The 18,797-nt window shown below is 61.3% G+C and carries 21 protein-coding genes; 10 read left to right on the top strand and 11 right to left on the bottom strand.

Features of this window, described 5'->3' with window-relative positions:
- Window positions 1-207: 207 nt before the first annotated feature.
- The 6 genes from ACP7C6_RS17670 to ACP7C6_RS17695 all read right to left on the bottom strand — a co-directional run bounded on the left by ACP7C6_RS17670 (window position 208) and on the right by ACP7C6_RS17695 (window position 5,925).
- Window positions 208-729, bottom strand: coding sequence for a disulfide bond formation protein B (locus tag ACP7C6_RS17670; RefSeq protein ID WP_028618433.1), 522 nt, complete (start codon window positions 727-729; stop codon window positions 208-210).
- A 236-nt stretch (window positions 730-965) separates the two neighbouring features.
- Window positions 966-2,207, bottom strand: a complete 1,242-nt coding sequence (locus tag ACP7C6_RS17675; protein WP_426109051.1) for a heme biosynthesis protein HemY — start codon at window positions 2,205-2,207, stop codon at window positions 966-968.
- A gap of 5 nt (window positions 2,208-2,212) precedes the next feature.
- Window positions 2,213-3,325, bottom strand: a complete 1,113-nt coding sequence (locus ACP7C6_RS17680) for a uroporphyrinogen-III C-methyltransferase (RefSeq protein WP_028618435.1) — start codon at window positions 3,323-3,325, stop codon at window positions 2,213-2,215.
- 18 nt (window positions 3,326-3,343) lie between these two features.
- Window positions 3,344-4,102, bottom strand: a complete 759-nt coding sequence (locus ACP7C6_RS17685; protein WP_028618436.1) for a uroporphyrinogen-III synthase — start codon at window positions 4,100-4,102, stop codon at window positions 3,344-3,346.
- Window positions 4,099-5,040 (bottom strand): hydroxymethylbilane synthase, encoded by a 942-nt coding sequence (gene hemC, locus ACP7C6_RS17690; RefSeq protein ID WP_028618437.1) that lies wholly within the window; start codon window positions 5,038-5,040, stop codon window positions 4,099-4,101. The genes ACP7C6_RS17685 and hemC overlap by 4 nt, the downstream gene beginning before the upstream one ends.
- Before the next feature lie 138 nt (window positions 5,041-5,178).
- The gene (locus tag ACP7C6_RS17695; protein ID WP_028618438.1) at window positions 5,179-5,925 is read right to left on the bottom strand and encodes a LytR/AlgR family response regulator transcription factor; all 747 of its coding nucleotides are present in this window, start codon (window positions 5,923-5,925) and stop codon (window positions 5,179-5,181) included.
- A gap of 505 nt (window positions 5,926-6,430) precedes the next feature.
- Here ACP7C6_RS17695 and argH point away from each other — a divergent pair.
- The gene (gene argH / locus ACP7C6_RS17700; protein ID WP_028618439.1) at window positions 6,431-7,825 is read left to right on the top strand and encodes an argininosuccinate lyase; all 1,395 of its coding nucleotides are present in this window, start codon (window positions 6,431-6,433) and stop codon (window positions 7,823-7,825) included.
- A 93-nt stretch (window positions 7,826-7,918) separates the two neighbouring features.
- Here the strand turns inward: argH and ACP7C6_RS17705 are convergent, their stop codons facing one another.
- Window positions 7,919-8,578, bottom strand: a complete 660-nt coding sequence (locus ACP7C6_RS17705; protein ID WP_028618440.1) for a glutathione S-transferase family protein — start codon at window positions 8,576-8,578, stop codon at window positions 7,919-7,921.
- Between the two features lie 126 nt (window positions 8,579-8,704).
- On the opposite strand from ACP7C6_RS17705, the gene ACP7C6_RS17710 reads away from it, so the two are divergent.
- From ACP7C6_RS17710 to ACP7C6_RS17720, 3 genes are all read left to right on the top strand, one after another.
- Window positions 8,705-8,989 (top strand): hypothetical protein, encoded by a 285-nt coding sequence (locus tag ACP7C6_RS17710; protein ID WP_028618441.1) that lies wholly within the window; start codon window positions 8,705-8,707, stop codon window positions 8,987-8,989.
- 96 nt (window positions 8,990-9,085) lie between these two features.
- Window positions 9,086-9,340, top strand: coding sequence for a TIGR02647 family protein (locus ACP7C6_RS17715; RefSeq protein ID WP_010207442.1), 255 nt, complete (start codon window positions 9,086-9,088; stop codon window positions 9,338-9,340).
- 168 nt (window positions 9,341-9,508) lie between these two features.
- Window positions 9,509-12,349, top strand: coding sequence for a class I adenylate cyclase (locus ACP7C6_RS17720; RefSeq protein WP_068935439.1), 2,841 nt, complete (start codon window positions 9,509-9,511; stop codon window positions 12,347-12,349).
- Here ACP7C6_RS17720 and rnk read toward each other — a convergent pair.
- From rnk to cyaY, 3 genes are all read right to left on the bottom strand, one after another.
- Window positions 12,346-12,759, bottom strand: coding sequence for a nucleoside diphosphate kinase regulator (rnk, locus tag ACP7C6_RS17725; protein ID WP_028618443.1), 414 nt, complete (start codon window positions 12,757-12,759; stop codon window positions 12,346-12,348). The two genes, ACP7C6_RS17720 and rnk, sit on opposite strands and share 4 nt — an antisense overlap.
- Window positions 12,760-12,890: 131 nt before the next feature.
- Window positions 12,891-13,109: a DUF1289 domain-containing protein gene (locus ACP7C6_RS17730; protein WP_028618444.1), complete on the bottom strand. Its 219-nt coding sequence runs from the start codon at window positions 13,107-13,109 to the stop codon at window positions 12,891-12,893.
- A gap of 2 nt (window positions 13,110-13,111) precedes the next feature.
- On the bottom strand, window positions 13,112-13,444 hold the full coding sequence (cyaY, locus tag ACP7C6_RS17735) for an iron donor protein CyaY (protein WP_028618445.1): 333 nt from the start codon (window positions 13,442-13,444) through the stop codon (window positions 13,112-13,114).
- 238 nt (window positions 13,445-13,682) lie between these two features.
- Between cyaY and lptM the strand changes: the two genes are divergently transcribed.
- Genes lptM through ACP7C6_RS17765 form a run of 6 tightly spaced genes read left to right on the top strand, consistent with a single transcriptional unit; the run spans window position 13,683 to window position 18,268 of the window.
- Window positions 13,683-13,853, top strand: a complete 171-nt coding sequence (lptM, locus tag ACP7C6_RS17740; RefSeq protein ID WP_010207449.1) for an LPS translocon maturation chaperone LptM — start codon at window positions 13,683-13,685, stop codon at window positions 13,851-13,853.
- Between the two features lie 9 nt (window positions 13,854-13,862).
- Window positions 13,863-15,110, top strand: a complete 1,248-nt coding sequence (gene lysA / locus ACP7C6_RS17745) for a diaminopimelate decarboxylase (RefSeq protein ID WP_068935427.1) — start codon at window positions 13,863-13,865, stop codon at window positions 15,108-15,110.
- A gap of 3 nt (window positions 15,111-15,113) precedes the next feature.
- Window positions 15,114-15,944, top strand: coding sequence for a diaminopimelate epimerase (gene dapF, locus ACP7C6_RS17750; RefSeq protein ID WP_028618447.1), 831 nt, complete (start codon window positions 15,114-15,116; stop codon window positions 15,942-15,944).
- 13 nt (window positions 15,945-15,957) lie between these two features.
- Window positions 15,958-16,674 carry a DUF484 family protein gene (locus ACP7C6_RS17755; RefSeq protein WP_068935429.1) on the top strand — a complete coding sequence of 239 codons (717 nt, stop codon included), beginning with the start codon at window positions 15,958-15,960 and terminating at the stop codon, window positions 16,672-16,674.
- Window positions 16,675-16,676: 2 nt separating this feature from the next.
- Entirely contained in the window at window positions 16,677-17,576 is a 900-nt protein-coding gene (gene xerC, locus ACP7C6_RS17760) for a tyrosine recombinase XerC (protein WP_028618449.1), read from the top strand.
- Window positions 17,573-18,268, top strand: coding sequence for an HAD family hydrolase (locus ACP7C6_RS17765; RefSeq protein WP_426109052.1), 696 nt, complete (start codon window positions 17,573-17,575; stop codon window positions 18,266-18,268). Before xerC ends, ACP7C6_RS17765 begins: the two co-directional genes overlap by 4 nt.
- A gap of 160 nt (window positions 18,269-18,428) precedes the next feature.
- Here the strand turns inward: ACP7C6_RS17765 and sutA are convergent, their stop codons facing one another.
- The gene (gene sutA / locus ACP7C6_RS17770) at window positions 18,429-18,755 is read right to left on the bottom strand and encodes a transcriptional regulator SutA (protein ID WP_015886504.1); all 327 of its coding nucleotides are present in this window, start codon (window positions 18,753-18,755) and stop codon (window positions 18,429-18,431) included.
- Window positions 18,756-18,797 lie beyond the last annotated feature (42 nt).

Raw genomic sequence — 18,797 nt, forward strand, 5'->3', positions numbered from 1 at the left:
TGATCTCTCTTCCCTATAGGGGCGCTGCCGCCTGGTGCCCGCGCAACACTTCAAGGATAAAGCAGCAGCCGGACAAGGCCGCATCTGACAAACGGTTTCAATCATACGTGCGGGCCAGATTATGCCCGCATGACTGTGGCTTCAAGGTACGCAGGACAGAAAGTTCATACAAGTGTTTAATCCCGTCCTACGAACCGCAACTGACCTTCAGCGTCTCACCGGACGCAAATGATGGCTTAAAAGCAGCCGTGAAAACTGCATGCCCCCCAGGATCAACATCCCGACGAAGAACAACAAGCTCCATTCCGGCACACTCAAGTCAAACAGCGTCCAGTTGATCTCCACACAGTCAACAGTGCCTTTGACCGTCAATTGCAGGGCCTGCGAAAACGACAGGTTTTCGATCATGTAGTGCAGGCTAGGCCAGCAATCAGCCGCCTGACCCGGTGCGGCGTTTTGTAGCAATACCTGGCGTGTGGCGGTAATGGCGCCGAGCAACGCGAAGGCCATGCCCGCCAGCCCATACACGCAGCCCACGGAGCGCTGGGGGTTATGGATCACGGCGACCAGATTGATCAATGTGAAAGCAGCCAGGAACCCCCTTTGCATCTGGCACAGGAAGCAGGGGCGCAAGGAGACGCCGAACTCGAGGTAAAAGGACGCGCCCAATGTCAGCGCACCTGCCAGGAACGCAAGGAAAAACAAGGAGCGTGAAGGGGCCAAAGACATGCTTTATCCGCACCGCGAAAGATAGGTCGCTACGGTAGAGGAAAGGCCTGACCCCTTTCAATACGTGCCAGAGCAGACGATTCCGCGAGACGGTAAGGACTTACCGCCAGAAGATGGAAGACGTTGGGCTATTGAGCGTCGGACGCCGCCCACAAACGCTCTACAGCCCGTCTTTTCTACGTAATGAGGGGGTGGCTGCCAGACATATCCGAGCCGACCATCAACCATCGCCTACATCAAGCGCGGACCGGAACAGGCAGCGGTGACGCCAGCAAACGGTTATCCAACAACCCCAGCCCCTCTTGGAACAGCTGGTTGCTGCGCTCCGTATCACCCAGTTGCGCCAACAATCGCGCCAACTCGGCACAGGCCTCGGGATTACGCTGCACCTGAAGGCTACTTTCCAGATAATCCCGCGCTTTGCCCCACAGGCTGTTTTGCAAGCACAGGCGGCCAAGCGTCAGCAGCAGGCTGGCATCACCTGGGTGATCCTTGAGCCAACCTTCGGCAAACTTCAATTGCTTGGCGGAGTCACTGCCACGCAGCAAGCCGTAGAGTCGAATCAGGTGGCTGTCGTAGCCGCGCTTGATCGCACCACGCAGCGCTTCTTCGGCGTTGGCATCGGCGCCCAACTGGCGCAGTTGCTCGGCATAAGCCAACACCAATTGCGGCTCCTGGCGCTGGGCTGAAGTGAGTTGCTGCCAGGCCCGCTCGAGGGATTGCAAGCCGGCCTCGCCCTGCTCTTCACGCTGGGCCGCGAGGCTCAGGTTCTCGCCCCACGCGCGACGCTCAAGCTCGGCCAGCTCGCTGGCGGGCAGCACTTTATCCTTGCGCAGTTCCGGCAGCAGGCGGATCACCGACGACCAATCGCCCCGCTGCTGATGCAAACGCTGCAATTGACGCAGGACTTGGGCGTTGTGGGGATGACGTTCGTGCATGGCCTGCAAGGTGGTCAGTGCGCCGTCAGTATCGCCGCGGTCCAGTTGCAGTTGTGCATGGCTCAGGGCAACCGCGAGCTCGGCTTGGGGCTGACGCTCCAGGGCGCGCTCCAGCAGACCGTCGGACTCTTCGTAACGCCCCTGCTCATTGGCGGCACGGGCTGCGCCGAGGTAGTAGAGCAGTGGCTGACGCTCGGCTTCGGCTGCACGGTGCAAGTGGCGCTCGGCACTGGCCCAGCGGCCTTCGGCGAGGTCCATCTGGCCCTGCTCGATGGCGATCTGCACGCGACGGCTGCGGTTACGCCGCGACCACGGGTTGACCACCCCACCGGAGGTGGTGACCAGGCTCAGCAGCACACGGACCAAGTAGATCGCCAGGCCGATGGCAAACACCGCTACCAAGGTCGCCCACAAGCTCGACTCGTAATGCAGCACATGAGGGTAGGTAATCAGCACGTAGCCGGTGTGTTTCGAAATGCCCACGGCCAGTGCCAGCGCGATTGCAATCGCCAGCACCAGAATCACATAGAAACGTTTCATCGGCTCTACTCCTGCTTCGCCGGCGTGGCCGCCGCCTTGGCTTCGTCGGCAGACAGATGACGACGTTCAAGGTACGCCTGCACGGCAGCAAGGCTCGCAGCCAGGTCCGGCGTCACCACCGATACCGCCTTGGGCTCAAGCTCGGCGATACGCGCCAGCATCGCCTTGCTCTGCGGGTTGTCCTGGTTGAAGTTGTCCTGCAACACGCTGCGCGCCTCGCCCAATGAGCGGCTATAAACCGCCGACTCACCATTGAGCGCTGCCCATTGCGCCTGTTCCAGCGCCAGGCTCAGGGCCAGGCGCACTTGGTTCAAACCTTGGCCGGCCAGCAGCGGACGGATGTTGTCATCCGGGTTGAAGTCGATGCGGAAGTAACGGGAAATCTGCTCCCACCATTGGCTCCAGCGGCTTTCCGTATCGGTGCTTGGACGCCCCTGGGAAGCAGGTTCGGTCAACTGATATTCAGGAGCGATAGCTGCCAGTTGCACCACTTGATCACGCAAGGCCGCCAATTGCAGGTACAACCCGGTGCGGTCTGGCTGCTCGGTACTGCGCAACGCGGCAAGGCTCTTGGCCAACTGCTCACGCGCGGCGTAGGCGCCTGGATCGCTTTGCTCGCGAAGAATCTCGTCGGCACCCTGGACCAACGCCTGGGCGCTGTTGATATCCTGAAGGGCAGAAAGGCGCAGGCTCGCCAGGCGAATCAAGTGCTCCGCCTCAGCCAGGCGCCAGTCCTTGCGGCTGGATCCCAGCACAGTTTCCAGGCGTTGGCTCAGGCGCTGCTGATCACCCTGCAATTGGGCCACCAGGCGACGGCGCTCCTCCAGCTCATCCGCAGCCGGCAACTGCGCCAGTCGCGCTGCCAGTTGTTGCTGGCTTTGCTTGAGGGACTGGGATTGGTCATCGAGGGTCTGCACCTGGCCCAGCTGCTGCTGGCTGCTGGCTTGCAGGGCGCGGACCTGCCAGATTCCCCAACCGCCAGCGGCCACACCAGCAACGCCGAGCAACAGGGCGACGATTGCCAGGCCATTGCCACGGCGCGGCGCGGAGACCGGTGACTCAACCGGCGCATCAAGTGCGGGTTGGGTTTCATCTTTAGGCAAGGCTGTTTCGCTCACGTATCCGTCCTTTGCGTTTCAGAGAGTGGGAACGGGATAGCTCCGTATCGCCACTAACAAAGCCGCGGCACTCGCGCCGCGACAATCCACAACTTTTTCTGCGCCAGCGGCCCGCGCCATCTCTAGGACTCGCGGGCTTGGCACGAACAACGGCAGCTGTGCCACTTGGGGCCAATCGGCTCCAGCCAGGGTTTGCAGGTGTAAAAAACCCTGCCCACTGCTGACCACCAGGCCGTTCAAGCGTTCCAACTGGATGCGTTGCATCAGTGCCCCGGCGTCGTAGGCCGGCAGGAAACGGCGATACAACTCCAGATAGTCGACACTAGCACCTTGTTCACGCAAACGCTCCGCCAGCAGCTCCCGACCGCCCTCGCCGCGCAGGATCAACACCTGGGCATCCGGGCGGGCGATAGCCTCGCGTAACGCGGGCAATTGAAGCAAAGCCTCGCTGTCGTCGCCAGTAGGCGGATACTGAACATTGAGGCCATGCTCGGCCAGCACCTGCGCGGTAGCCGCGCCGACACTGAACCACGTCAGCTGTGGCCATGCGCGATCCAGCTGCACCACGGCAAGGCGCGCCGCCGGCTTACTGACGACGATCACCGCACAGTAACGCCCCAGGTCATGGAAGACGGATTGCTGTTCAGGCGTGACGGGGAGCGGCTCAATATCCAGCAAAGGCAGGCTGCTGCTGAAAATGCCAGCTTCGGACAACGAGGCGGCCAGGGCCACCGACTCCTCGGCAGGCCGTGTCAGCAACACGCGCCATTCAGTCACTGCGGACCGGCCTCGCCGTAGACTTTCTGCAGGATGGCACCAGCGCCTTTGTCCAGCAGCTCCTCGGCTACCTGGATACCCAAGGCCGTGGCTTCACGCTGCGGGCCGCGCACCTCGGCGGTCAGGAGGGTGCCGCCGTCCGGATCGCCCACCAGGCCACGCAACCAAAGATTTTCACCTTCAAGCACGGCGTAGCAGGCGATCGGCACCTGGCAGCCACCGTTGAGGTGCTTGTTCAGGGCACGCTCGGCCGTGACGCGGACTTCGGTGTCATGGTGATCCAGGGGTTCGAGCAGGGCGTGGATTTCACTGTCGGCGGTGCGGCATTCGATACCCACGGCGCCCTGTCCGCCTGCAGGCAGGCTGTCCTCGACACTGATGGCCGAGGTGATGCGGTCTTCGAAGCCCAGGCGAATCAAGCCGGCCGCGGCGAGGATGATCGCGTCATATTCACCGGCGTCCAGCTTGGCCAGTCGGGTGTTGACGTTGCCGCGCAGGAAGCGGATCTGCAGGTCCGGGCGACGGGTCAGCAGCTGTGCCTGACGACGTAGGCTCGACGTGCCGACGATGCTACCCAGAGGCAACTCATCCAGGGACGCGTAGGTGTTGGATACAAAAGCATCACGCGGATCTTCGCGCTCGCAGATGCAAAACAGGCCCAGGCCTTCGGGGAAGTCCATGGGCACGTCTTTCATCGAATGCACGGCGATGTCGGCTTCGTTTTCCAGCAGCGCGGTTTCCAGTTCCTTGACGAACAAACCCTTGCCGCCGATCTTCGACAGTGGCGAGTCGAGCAGCTTGTCACCGCGACTGACCATGGGCACCAGGGACACCTTGAGACCAGGATGGGCCTGTTCCAGGCGTGCTTTGACGTATTCGGCCTGCCACAAGGCCAGGGCGCTTTTACGGGTGGCGATGCGGATTTCGCGAGAGGACATGGATCAATCCGTACTGAATAGATACGGCAGATAATAACAGCTCAGGCAAATACGCTTTGATTTGAATCAGCAAGTGCGGGGCCTCCCTGGCCTCGTCGCACCGGGATATGGAATGCAAGCCTCGCCACAGCCCTGGGGCTAAAGCTGCTGCATCATCTTGCGCACACCGGCGACGTGCCGTCGGCTGACGATCAACGCGTCACCGTTAAGGCCTTTCAGGAATAGCTGAAAGTGGCCCAGGGGCGTGCGTTGCAGGCGTTCGATTCGCTCGCGGGCCACCAGCGCATTGCGGTGGATACGCACGAAGCGGTCGCCGAATTCATCCTCAAGCGCCTTGAGCGGTTCATCGAGCAGCACTTCGCCGCCCTGATGGCGCAAGGTCACATACTTGTGATCGGCGATAAAATAGACCACCTCGCCCAAGGGGATCAGCTCGATACCTTTGCGGGTGCGTGCGCTGATATGGCTGCGCGGCCCGTTGCCACTCTGGGCTGCTGGCTGAGTCAGGGCGGCGAGTTGCACACGGGTTGGGCGTTCGGCTTTTTTCAGGGCCTTGAGCAATGCTTCGCCAGCCACCGGTTTGGTGAGGAAGCTGACACCGCTAGCTTCCAGCGTCTCCGCGGAAAACTCATCGCCTGCTGCGCAAAACACCACGGCGGGTGGCGACTCTCGCTCGCTCAGTCGGGCGGCAACTTGCAGGCCATCGAGGCCTGGCATACGGATATCGAGCAACACCACATCCGGCTTGAGGCTGTCGATCAGCGTCAAGGCCTCTTCGCCCGTGGTGGCGCTCGGTTCGAGTACTGCGTAACCCTCGAGATCACTGACCAAACGGCTCAGTCGCTCGCGGGCTTGGGGTTCGTCATCAACGATCAGGACATTCATATTGCGCTGGATTCCTGCGTGAGTCTCGCACAAGGATAGCGTAGACAGGTGCGGTGACTTGCGTCACAGCGATCCACGCTAAGACTAGCGCGAGCGGCAAAAAGTGCCCTGAGAGTGGCACCCATATTTACCCGGACCTGTTCAATAGCGCCCAAGACCTGCTGCCTTCGGGCATCGTCGTAGGGTTTGCTGATACACAATCCGAATACCCCCCTTTTTAAATGGATAGTCTGGGCTCTGACCGCATCACCCGACTTTGGTGCATTCACACACTATCAGTCCAACTGTAGACGCTCACTGAGACGACATTGCTCAATCGTCAAATATCGTTTCAATAAACCCCTGTACCCAGTCTCGTCCTGGACGCGTTCGGCGGCAAGGCACTTAGCCATCCTTTGCACAAATAAAAATGCCGACGACCCGCAGCACCGCGTCCACGGGCAACCCTGTTATTATCGCCGGCACACTTCCATGCCTCTTTATTAAGCAGATCACGAGCGAATCCATGAGCACCGACAAGACCAACCAGTCCTGGGGCGGCCGCTTCAGTGAACCCGTCGACGCCTTCGTCGCCCGCTTCACCGCCTCCGTCACCTTCGACCAGCGCCTGTACCGCCACGACATCATGGGCTCCATCGCCCACGCGACGATGCTGGCCAAGGTCGGCGTGCTGACCGACGCCGAGCGCGACAGCATCATCGACGGCCTGACCACCATCCGTGGCGAGATCGAGGCCGGCACCTTCGACTGGCGCGTCGACCTGGAAGACGTGCACATGAACATCGAGGCCCGCCTAACCGACCGCATCGGTGTGACCGGCAAGAAGCTGCACACCGGCCGTAGCCGTAATGACCAGGTGGCCACCGATATCCGCCTGTGGCTGCGTGATGAAATCGACCTGATCCTGTCCGAAATCACCCGCCTGCAAAAAGGCCTTCTGGAACAGGCCGAGCGTGAGTCGGACACCATCATGCCGGGCTTCACTCACCTGCAGACCGCACAGCCTGTGACCTTCGGCCACCACCTGCTGGCCTGGTTCGAAATGCTCAGCCGCGACTACGAGCGCCTGGTGGATTGCCGCAAGCGCGCCAACCGCATGCCATTGGGCAGCGCCGCGCTGGCCGGCACCACCTACCCGATCGACCGCGAATACACCGCGCAATTGCTGGGCTTCGACGCCGTAGGCGGCAACTCCCTGGATGGCGTGTCGGACCGTGACTTCGCTATCGAATTCTGTGCCGCCGCGAGCATCGCCATGATGCACCTGTCACGTTTCTCCGAAGAGCTGGTGCTGTGGACCAGCGCGCAATTCCAGTTCATCGACCTGCCGGACCGTTTCTGCACCGGCAGCTCGATCATGCCGCAAAAGAAAAACCCCGACGTCCCCGAACTGGTGCGTGGCAAGAGCGGCCGCGTGTTCGGCGCCTTGATGGGCCTGCTGACCTTGATGAAAGGCCAACCCCTGGCCTACAACAAGGACAACCAGGAAGACAAGGAACCGCTCTTCGACGCTGCCGACACCCTGCGCGACTCACTGCGCGCGTTTGCCGACATGATCCCGGCGATCAAGCCCAAGCACGCGATCATGCGTGAAGCGGCGCTGCGCGGATTCTCTACCGCGACTGATCTGGCGGACTACCTGGTACGCCGTGGCCTGCCGTTCCGCGACTGCCACGAAATCGTCGGCCACGCAGTTAAGTACGGCGTGGACACCGGCAAGGACTTGGCGGAAATGAGCCTGGAAGAACTGCGTCAGTTCAGTGACCAGATCGAGCAGGACGTGTTTGCCGTGCTGACCCTGGAAGGCTCGGTAAATGCCCGTAATCACATCGGCGGTACTGCACCGGCGCAGGTGAAAGCAGCTGTGTTGCGCGGCCAGGAATTGCTCGCCAGCCGCTAAAAGCATCGCAGGCAAGCCAGCTCCCACAGGAAATCGCATTCCAATGTGGGAGCCGGGCTTGCCCGCGATAGCGTCCTGCCAGACGCCAAAAATCTATTTCTTGGCCGCGATCATCGCCATAAACGCCGGCATTGCCGCCTCCCTGTCCGCCGCCACTTTCTGAGCGTTGGGCATGGCGTGCAACCTTTCCAGCAACGCCTTGGCCGCCGGCATTTCAGCCAGCAGATCCAGGCCAAACAGCTTCTCGCCCACCGCGCAGGCGAGGTTCACGCTGTACATGAAATACAGATCGGCAATGGTGAAACTCTCCCCCGCCACATAGGGTGCGAACTTGCCGTGCCTGCCCAACGACCCGAAACCCAACAGCAACTCGGCCTTGGACTTCTCCTTGATTGCCTCCGGTACCGGCATGCCAAAAAACGCCTCGGCAAAACACGCACGGGCAGGCAACTCGATGTACAGCTCGATTTCTCGGCACAGCGCCAGCACCTGTGCACGCTGGAACGGCTCGGCCGGGAGCAGTGCCGGCCCTTCCTGGGTGTGTTCGATGTATTCGAGGATCACGCTGGTCTCGTTGATATACCCCTGCTTCACGCCCAGCACCGGCACCTTGCCGCGCGGGCTGACGGCCAAAGCCTCCGGGGTTTGCCCGGCATAAAAGGGCACCTCTTCGAACGGCAGCCCTTTCTCCAGCAGCGCCAGCTTGACCATGTTGTAGTAGTTACTGACCGAGAATCCGTAGAGCTTGAGCATTGCAGGTGCCTCCAGGCCGGGAATGGGGTTGGCTGCAAGTGTTATAGATCCCGACGCCAGCCCTGACCAGAAGCATCACCGGCCTGAATGGAGTTAGACTGGCGCCCTTTCCTTGAGGAGCCTGCCATGAGCGAGCCGACCGATATCGACAACGACGAAGAAGAATTCGCCGAAACCACCCTGATCGAAGCGATCGAGAACCAGATCGAGAGCGAAAACCCACCGGCCGCCAAGGCCACGTTCAACAAGCTGACCTTGGTGGGCTACGAGCGTGAAGAGATCCTGCAACTGATGGCTCACGTGCTGGCTATCGAGATCGACGCGCTGCTGGAAGAGGACCGCGCCTTCAATACCGAATGGTATGAAACTGCACTGCGCGCGCTGCCGGAATTGCCGCCCGAAAAGCAATAAATCCAACACGCGGCAACACACTGGACAGTTCGGCAAAGTGCGTTCACCTTATGGCCTGCTAGCCTCTAATAAATTCTTAGAAAGTCTGGAGTCCTTATGTCGTATACCCCTGAGTTGGTTGCCGAACTGGAAATCCTTGTACTCTTCCCATTGGACAGCACCAAAGAAGGTCTGAAAGTCCACCAGACCGCCGCGCCGACTGCCATCGCCGCTGCCAAACGCCTTCACGCGAAAGGACTTATCGACCAGCCGGACGGGGGCTACCTGACCAGCCTTGGCCGGGACGCCGCAGAGCAGGCCCAGACCCTGCTGACTATCTTGACCACTGCCACGACCAAAGAAGCCGCCTGATACCGGATACCGCCCATGGAGTCCGCCCTTTGCGGATTCCAAGGGCGTTGCTGTGTAAGTGCAAAAATTCTGACGTCAAAAACCATTTGCCTCTAAAACTCCTACGCTACTGGCTGTAAACTCCTACACGGCCGCCCACGTCGGGCCCTGCGAGCCACCGAGTTCGACATGACCCGCACCCATGAAATCCGCCCCGACCTGGACGAAGGCATCGACCGCAAGGTGCTGGCCCAGTTGCGCGCGCGGTTCATGGCCCTCAATGAAGGCCGCATGGCCCGGGCCATCGAGGGGCTGACGCCGCGCCAGCAAAGCGTGCTGAACCTGTTGCCGCTGTTTTTCCACGTCAACCATCCGTTGCTGCCAGGTTATGTGTCGGGCAGTACGCCGGCAGGCTTGTCTAATTACGAACCGGACGCCCAAGCCCTCACCGAAGCCCAGCGCCTGACCCGTTCGTTCTCCTACAAACCGCGCCACGGCAACCCGCCGCGACCGATCCATGGCCTGTTCCTGATGGGCAGCCTGGGCACCCTGGCCCAGGCCGACCAGAGCGATATGGATGTGTGGGTGTGTCACGCCCCGGACCTGAGCGAAACTGAGCTGGCCGAACTGCGCAAAAAGTGCCAGTTGCTGGAGGCCTGGGCCCTGACCATGGGCGCCGAGGCGCACTTCTTCCTGATCGAGCCGACACGCTTTGTGCTCGGAGAGCGTGACACGCAACTGAGCTCCGACGACTGCGGCACCACTCAGCATTACCTGTTGCTGGATGAGTTCTACCGCACCGCCATCTGGCTGGCCGGACGCACACCGATCTGGTGGCTGGTGCCGGTGTATGAAGAAACCCGTTATGCCGAGTTCACCCACACGCTGATTTCCAAGCGTTTTATCCGCGCCGACGAAACCCTCGACCTGGGTCACCTGGCGCGCATTCCCCCAGGCGAATTCATTGGTGCCGGGCTGTGGCAACTGTTCAAAGGCATCGAGTCACCCTACAAATCCGTGCTCAAGCTGCTGCTGACCGAGGTCTACGCCAGCGAACACCCGAACGTGCACTGCCTGAGCCTGCGCTTCAAGCGAGCGGTGTTCGCCAACCAGATGGATCTGGATGAGCTGGACCCGTACATCGTGGTGTATCGCCGCATCGAGGAATACCTCAAGGCCCGCAACGAGCCCGAGCGCCTGGAACTGGTGCGGCGCGCGCTGTACCTGAAGGTCAACCGCAAGCTCAGCGCGGGCCAGCGCACCACCAGTTGGCAACGCCTGCTGCTGGAGCGCCTGGCCCATGAATGGGGCTGGGACCAGCGCCAATTGGCGTTGCTCGACAGCCGCAGTCAATGGAAGGTGCGCCAAGTTGCCTCCGAGCGTCGGGCGCTGGTCAGCGAGCTCAATTACAGTTACCGCTTCCTGAACCAATTCGCCCGCACCGAACAAACGGTCAGCCTGATCAACAAGCGCGACCTCAATGTGCTGGGTAGGCGCCTGTACGCCGCCTTTGAACGCAAGGCCGGCAAGGTCGAGTTCATCAACCCCGGCATTGCCCCGGACTTGGCCGAAGACACCCTGACCCTGGTGCAATCGCCCAACCGCAAGGAGCCGGGCCAGCACCACTGGGGCCTTTACAACGGTAACCTCACGGCGCTGGAATGGGAGCATTTTGCGCCGATCAAGCGCAGCCGCGACCTGCTGGAAATGCTCACTTGGTGCCATCGCAACGGCGTGATCGACAGCAGCACCCGCCTGGCCTTGCACCCCGGCACCAGCGACATGACCGAATTCGAGCTGTTCAACCTGCTGGGCAGCCTGCAACAAACCATCGCCCTGCCCCTGGCCAGTGTGGATGAAGAGCGCCTGCTGCGCTCGGCCGTGCCGGAGGAAGTGTTGTTGCTGATCAACGTCGGCGTCGACCCGCTCAAGCATCACCGCGACCTGAATATCCTGATGACCACCGAGCGCACCGACTCCCTGAGCTATGCCGGTGTACGCGACAACCTGGTGCTGACCCTGGACCAGGTCACGCTCAACAGCTGGAACGAGGTGATGGTCAGCCGCTTTGACGGCCCGCACGCGCTGCTCGACTGCCTGCGCGACTACCTTAACCAGTTGCCGCCGGACCATCTGCCACGCCTGCGGGTACGCTGTTTCTGTCACAACCGTGCGCAATTCATTGCCCAGCGCGTGGAAGAAATCTTCGACACCGCGCAGAACCTGCTGCTCGGCCAGGGCAATCACCGCTATTTGCTTCAAGTGCAGCAGCACTATCACGTCATGGAGCTGATTCCGGGCCAGGCCACCCATGTATCCCTGCCGACCCAGGATGCGCTGATCGCCTACCTCAGCGAAGAATTAGCCAACTACAGCCCGTTGCACCTGGACGCCATGGCCCTGGAAGACCACGACCTGGCGTTGCTGCTGCCGATGGGGATGGCCGATTGCGTGCAGGTGTTCTACCGGGTCAACGAAGGCTTCGCCGAGCTGTATGTGCTGGATGAATTCAACGCGCTCTGGCAACAGCGCCTGCCGTTTCACGATGAACAGAGCCTGTTGGCGCCGTTGCAGCGTTTCTTGCAGTCGATCATTTATCGCCGGGACGCGCTGTCGCCGCTGGACCCGCAAGAGCCGCTGGGCGCGGTACAGGTCTTGTATTACCAGCTATTGCCATCTGGCAACGGCCGCGCGCGCGGCATCGAACCTCGACCTGCGCCGCTGAACCCGGCGAACAAACCGTTTTACGACGTGCAGGCGATTATCGGCAAGGCCGCCCCAGGCCAGGTGGGCATTACCTTGTACTGCAATCAGCGAGAGTTTTCCGAACTGGAATTTGGCGACCAACTCTTTGCAGTGGTCGCCCAGGAAATCGTCGGGCAACGCCGGGAGATCGAGCGTTACCGCTGCTACATCACCGACCTGGACCTGTCCGGCCTGCTCGGCGATGTGCAAAGCCCGAGCAACCTGTACCTGCGTTACAAGGCCGAGCTGGAGCTGTCGCTCAACGTGGCGCTGAGTCAGATTTAGAGAGGGAAGGCGCCGCCATCCTTGGGCTGGCCTTCAACGCTGAGCAATTCCAGCTTGAGCGTCTTGCCACCCGGAGCCGGCCAATCGATGTGCTGCCCAACCTTCAGGCCGAGCAAAGCGCTGCCGACCGGCGCCAGGATCGAAATCTTGCCTTCGTCCGCATTGGCGTGTTTCGGGTAGACCAGGGTCAGGTGGTAGTCCTTGCCGCTGCCTTGCTCACGGCAATGCACGCTGGAGTTCATGGTCACGACACCCGCAGGCACTTCATCGTGACCAACCACGTCTTCGGCGCGGTCGAGTTCGGCTTGCAACGCTTCGACACCGGGAGATTCGTCGCCCAAGCGGTCGATCAGTTGCTCCAGACGCTGCACGTCAAGACGGGTGAGGATGATGGACGGTGCGGTGGTCATGATTCAGGCAGACTCCTTTTTCCTGCACAAAAAAGCAAAACCCCGCCAGGAAAAGGCGGGGTTCTCACGGGCCTCGATGAGTTGAGGCGTACCCGGACACTACCACAGCGTCACAAATAAACAAGACGGGCTCAGGCGTGGGCCCGGCGCTGCTCGGCCTCGGCGCAGATCACCCGGCGCCGCGCGTCGTCGGCAGAGCGCCATTCACGGATGTCTTCCACGTGGCGGAAGCAGCCGAGGCAGACTTTCTGCTCATCCAGGCGACACAAACTGATACAAGGTGATGGCACCGCGGGGCTGACATTACTGAACAGCGGCTTGGGCGGGCGGGCGGGTGCAGGCTGGGTCACCATCAGATCTCGTCGAAATCCAGGTCGACGCCGGTGTACTCGCTGACCAGGCGCACGAGCATTTCACTCAGCAGCTCTTCACTCTTGTCGCACTGCCATTTGCCGCTTTCTTCGTCGTAGTCGAAGTGCACGCCACCGGAGCGCGCCGCCAGCCACAGCTGACGCAGCGGCTCCTGGCGACTGAAGATCAGTTGCTGGCCGCTTTCGAACTTGACGGTCAGCACGCCGGCTGAGTTTTCCAGGTCCACGTCCAGGCCGCTGTCGTCGAAAATATCTTCCAGCGCCTGCTGGGTCGAATCCACCAGGTCGTGAAAACGGGCTTCGGTCAAACTCATTGTGGCAACCTCAAAAGTGTCTGGTTTTGCTCAAGCGCCGCACGATACGGGCGAGCCCCGCCGATTGCAAAGGATACCGATTTCAACACGATTGACGGTGTGAAAAATCCTCAAGCAGCGTAGTCCGCTTCCCGGCCGTGTCGGCAAACCCCCGCCGGACGGGTATTCCAGCGCATAGGCAAGCTGGCGGGTGGTCGGTATACTCGGGCGCAATTAATGCATATTCAAGGATTTCGCCATGAAGCGCCTGATCTCTTCCCTTGCTGCGCTCGTCGCGGTCGCTTGCCTCGTTAGTGCCTGTGGTCAAAAAGGCCCGCTGTACCTGCCCGATGACAGCAAAGATCCGAATGAACAGGCGCAATCGTCGCAAAAGCCTTCCAAAGCGCATAAGCACGACACCTACGAATAAGGGACTTCCATGGACGCTTTTAACTACCGGGACGGCGAGCTGTTCGCGGAAGGCGTGGCGTTGTCCGCGATTGCCCAGCGCTTTGGCACCCCAACCTATGTGTATTCCCGTGCGCATATCGAAGCCCAGTACCGCTCGTTCACCGATGCCCTCGACGGTGTGCCGCACCTGGTGTGCTACGCGGTCAAGGCCAACTCCAACCTCGGCGTACTGAATGTCCTGGCCCGCCTCGGCGCTGGTTTCGACATCGTGTCGCGTGGCGAGCTGGAACGTGTACTGGCCGCTGGCGGCAAGGCTGACAAGATCGTGTTCTCCGGCGTCGGCAAGACCCGCGATGACATGCGCCGCGCCCTGGAAGTCGGCGTGCATTGCTTCAACATCGAATCCACCGACGAGCTGGAACGCCTGCAGGTCGTGGCCGCCGAAATGGGCGTTCGCGCGCCGATCTCCCTGCGCGTCAACCCGGACGTCGATGCCGGCACCCACCCATACATTTCCACCGGTCTCAAAGAGAACAAGTTCGGCATCGCCATTGCCGACGCCGAGGACGTATACATCCGCGCCGCGCAACTGCCGAACCTGGAAGTGCTGGGTGTCGACTGCCATATCGGCTCGCAACTGACCACGCTGCCGCCGTTCCTGGATGCGCTCGACCGCCTGCTGGCGTTGATCGACCGTCTCGGTGAATGCGGCATCTACCTGCACCACATCGACCTCGGTGGTGGCGTGGGCGTGCGTTATCGCGACGAAGAGCCGCCGCTGATTGCCGACTATATCCAGGCTGTGCGCGAGCGCATCGAAGGCCGTGACCTGACGCTGATGTTCGAGCCTGGCCGCTATATCGTCGCCAATGCCGGCGTGCTGCTGACCCAGGTCGAGTACCTCAAGCACACCGAGCACAAGGATTTCGCCATCGTCGATGCGGCGATGAACGACCTGATCCGCCCGGCGCTGTACCAGGCCTGGATGAATGTCACCGCCGTGACGCCGCGCGCCAGCGAAGCCCGCGCCTACGACATCGTCGGCCCGATCTGCGAGACCGGCGACTTCTTGGCCAAGGACCGTCAGCTGGCCCTGGAAGAAGGCGATCTGCTGGCCGTGCATTCGGCCGGTGCCTACGGGTTTGTCATGAGTTCCAACTACAACACCCGCGGCCGTACCGCCGAGGTGTTGGTGGACGGTGATCAAGCGTTTGAAGTGCGTCGCCGCGAGACGGTAGCCGAGTTGTATGCTGGCGAAAGCCTGCTGCCGGAGTAAGCCATGCTGCTGCGTTTTACCAAGATGCACGGGCTGGGCAATGATTTCATGGTCCTCGACCTGGTCAGCCAGCACGCGCATATCCTGCCCAAGCACGCTAAACAGTGGGGCGACCGTCACACCGGCATTGGTTTCGACCAATTGCTGATCGTCGAAGCGCCGAGCAACCCGGAGGTGGATTTCCGTTACCGGATCTTCAACTCCGACGGTTCCGAAGTGGAACAGTGCGGCAACGGCGCACGCTGCTTCGCCCGCTTTGTGCTGGACAAGCGCCTGACCGCCAAGCGGCAGATCCGCGTCGAGACCAAGAGTGGCGTGATCGAGCTGGATATCCGCAGTGATGGCCAGATCAGTGTCAACATGGGCGCGCCACGCCTGGTGCCGGCGGACATCCCGTTCCAGGCTACCGAGCAAGCTGTCAGCTACGCACTGGACGTTGATGGCAAGACCATCGATATCGCCGCCGTGTCCATGGGTAACCCTCATGCGGTGCTGCGGGTCAACGACATCAATAACGCCCCCGTGCATGAATTGGGGCCGAAAATCGAACACCACCCGCGCTTTCCGGCGCGGGTCAACGTGGGTTTCCTGCAGGTGATCGACCGTACCCGCGCGCAATTGCGTGTATGGGAACGCGGCGCCGGCGAAACCCAGGCCTGCGGTACCGGTGCATGCGCCGCTGCCGTGGCCGCGATCAGCCAGGGGTGGATGGATTCGCCGCTGCTGATCGACCTGCCCGGTGGACGCTTGTCCATCGAGTGGGCAGGCCCAGGCCACCCGGTGATGATGACCGGGCCGGCCTCGCGCGTATACGAAGGACAGGTCCGTCTATGAGTGAGCCAATCCAATGACCGATAAGCCTCAAGTACCCGCAGAAGCGTTCCCGAGCGAAAGTCTGGAGGCCGCTGCCGTCGCGGCGTACCTTGAGGCTAATCCGGACTTCTTCGTCGAGCACGAAGAACTGCTGCCGGCGCTGCGCATCCCCCACCAACGTGGTGACACGGTGTCGCTGGTGGAGCGGCAGATGAAGATCCTGCGCGAGCGTAATATCGAGATGCGCCACAAGCTCTCGCACCTGATGGACGTCGCCCGCGACAACGACCGCCTGTTCGAGAAAACCCGCCGCCTGATCCTGACCCTGATGGACGCTACCAGCCTGGAAGAAACGGTGATCGCCGTGGAAGACAGCCTGCGCCAGGACTTCCAGGTGCCGTTCGTGAGCCTGATCCTGTTCAGCGACAACCCGATGCCGGTGGGACGCTGGGTCAGTGGCAGCGACGCACAAACCGCCATCGGCGGCCTGCTGTCCGAAGGCAAGACCATCAGCGGCACCTTGCGCGAACATGAGCTGGACTTCCTGTTTGGTGCCGAACAGCGCAAGCAGATCGGTTCCACGGCGGTAGTCGCGCTCAGCCATCAAGGCCTGCACGGCGTGCTGGCCATCGCCAGCCGTGATCCACAGCATTACAAAAGCTCAGTGGGCACGCTGTTCCTGACCTACATCGCCGAGGTACTGGGCCGCGTCCTGCCGCGCTTCACCACCGCCCTGCGCGCGGTGCGCTAGCCATGGAACGGCAACTGGACGCTTATTGCGCTCACCTGCGCAACGAGCGCCAGGTGTCGCCCCACACCCTGGAAGCCTACCGGCGGGACTTGAACAAGGTCCTGGCGTACTGCGAAAAACAACAGATCGGCAGCTGGAAGGCCCTGGATATCCAGAGCCTTCGCAGCCTGATCGCACGCCTGCACCAGGCAGGTCAATCCTCGCGCAGCCTGTCGCGACTGCTCTCGGCGGTACGCGGGCTCTATCACTATTTGAACCGCGAAGGCCTGTGCGATCACGACCCGGCCAACGGCCTGTCACCCCCCAAGGGCGAACGGCGCCTGCCCAAGACCCTGGATACCGACCGCGCCCTGCAATTGCTGGATGGCGCCGTTGAAGATGACTTCCTGGCCCATCGCGACCAGGCCATCCTTGAGCTGTTCTATTCATCGGGCCTGCGCCTGTCGGAGCTGACTGGCTTGAATCTCGACCAGTTGGACTTAGCGGACGGCCTGGTGCAGGTACTCGGTAAAGGCAGCAAGACCCGCGTGTTGCCGGTGGGCCGCAAAGCCCGCGAAGCCTTGCTCCTGTGGTTACCGCTGCGCCTGCTGACCAATCCGGCGGATGATGCGGTGTTTGTCAGCCAGCAAGGCCGGCGCCTGGGGCCACGGGCGATTCAAGTGCGGGTCAAGGCCGCCGGCGAGCGCGAGCTGGGCCAGAACCTGCACCCACACATGCTGCGACACTCTTTTGCCAGCCACCTGCTGGAATCATCCCAGGACCTGCGCGCGGTTCAAGAGCTGCTCGGCCACTCCGACATCAAGACCACACAGATCTACACCCATCTGGACTTCCAACACCTGGCAACGGTGTACGACAGCGCCCATCCACGGGCCAAACGAATCAAGGGCGGCGACTCATGAGTATCAAGCTGATCACCTTCGACCTGGACGACACACTCTGGGACAACGTACCCGTCATCATCAGTGCCGAAGCGTCGATGCGAGAATGGCTGGCCACCCATGCGACCAAGGTCGGCGACTTGCCGCTGGAGCACTTCGCCAGTCTTCGCCAACAGGTGCTGGAACGCCATCCCGAGCTGAAACACCGAATCAGCATCCTGCGCCACCGGGTGTTGATGCATGCGTTTGAAGAAGCCGGTTATCCACAGCCCGAGGCTACGCAAATGGCGGATGTGTGCTTCGAAGCGTTCATTCACGCGCGGCACCAACTCACCCCCTTCCCCGAAGCGGAGCCCATGCTCCGGGCGCTGCGCCGGCACTTCCTGCTGGGGGTGATCACCAACGGCAATGCCGATGTGCAGCGTGTTGGCCTGGCGGATTACTTTCATTTTGCCTTGCGCGCCGAAGATATCGGCATTGCCAAGCCGGATGCGCGGTTGTTTCAGGAGGCGTTGCAGCGTGGTGGGGTGGATGCCAATGCAGCGGTGCACGTTGGCGATCACCCAGGGGATGACATTGCTGGGGCGCAGCAGGCGGGGCTTCGAGCGGTGTGGTTTAACCCGACGGGCAAAAAATGGGACGCCGATAAACGCCCTGACGCAGAGATTCGCAACTTGAACGAGCTGGCGCCACTGCTCCAGAGCTGGAAATAATCAACCTGTAGGAGCTGGCTTGCCGGCGATGAGCCCCTTGAGTCCAGCACATATTTCAAGGACGCCATCGCCGGCAAGCCGGCTCCTACAGGTTACCTGCCCGCAGGCATGAAAAAGCCCGCAGCGACGGCGGGCTTTTCCTACAAGCAGGTGACTGACCTCAGATAGGTCGGCTGCCGTACTTGTTATCCGGTTTCTTCGGTGGATCCGCCACCACGTTGGCCTCGACTTCCTGCACTTTGCCGCCTTTAGCGAGGAATTCTTCCATCGCACGGGCCAGGGCATCACGCTCTTTGTTCTTGGCTTCAACGCTCGGCAATTCGTCTACCGACACCGCTGCCTTGGCTTTGCCTTTGGCAGCCGGGACAGGTGCATCATCGCCACCGTCGTCGTCAGCAACGTCTTCCGCCGCCGCTTCAAGACCTTCTTCGGTGTCGTCTTCGTCACCTACTTCGAGTTCGTCGTTTTCCAGATCATCGTCGCTCATGTTCTACCTCATGACTTGCGAAAAGCAGATTAGTTATAGCCC

The sequence above is a fragment of the Pseudomonas sp. TWR1-1-4 genome, from assembly GCF_049897165.1.
Taxonomy (GTDB): Bacteria; Pseudomonadota; Gammaproteobacteria; order Pseudomonadales; family Pseudomonadaceae; genus Aquipseudomonas; species Aquipseudomonas canadensis.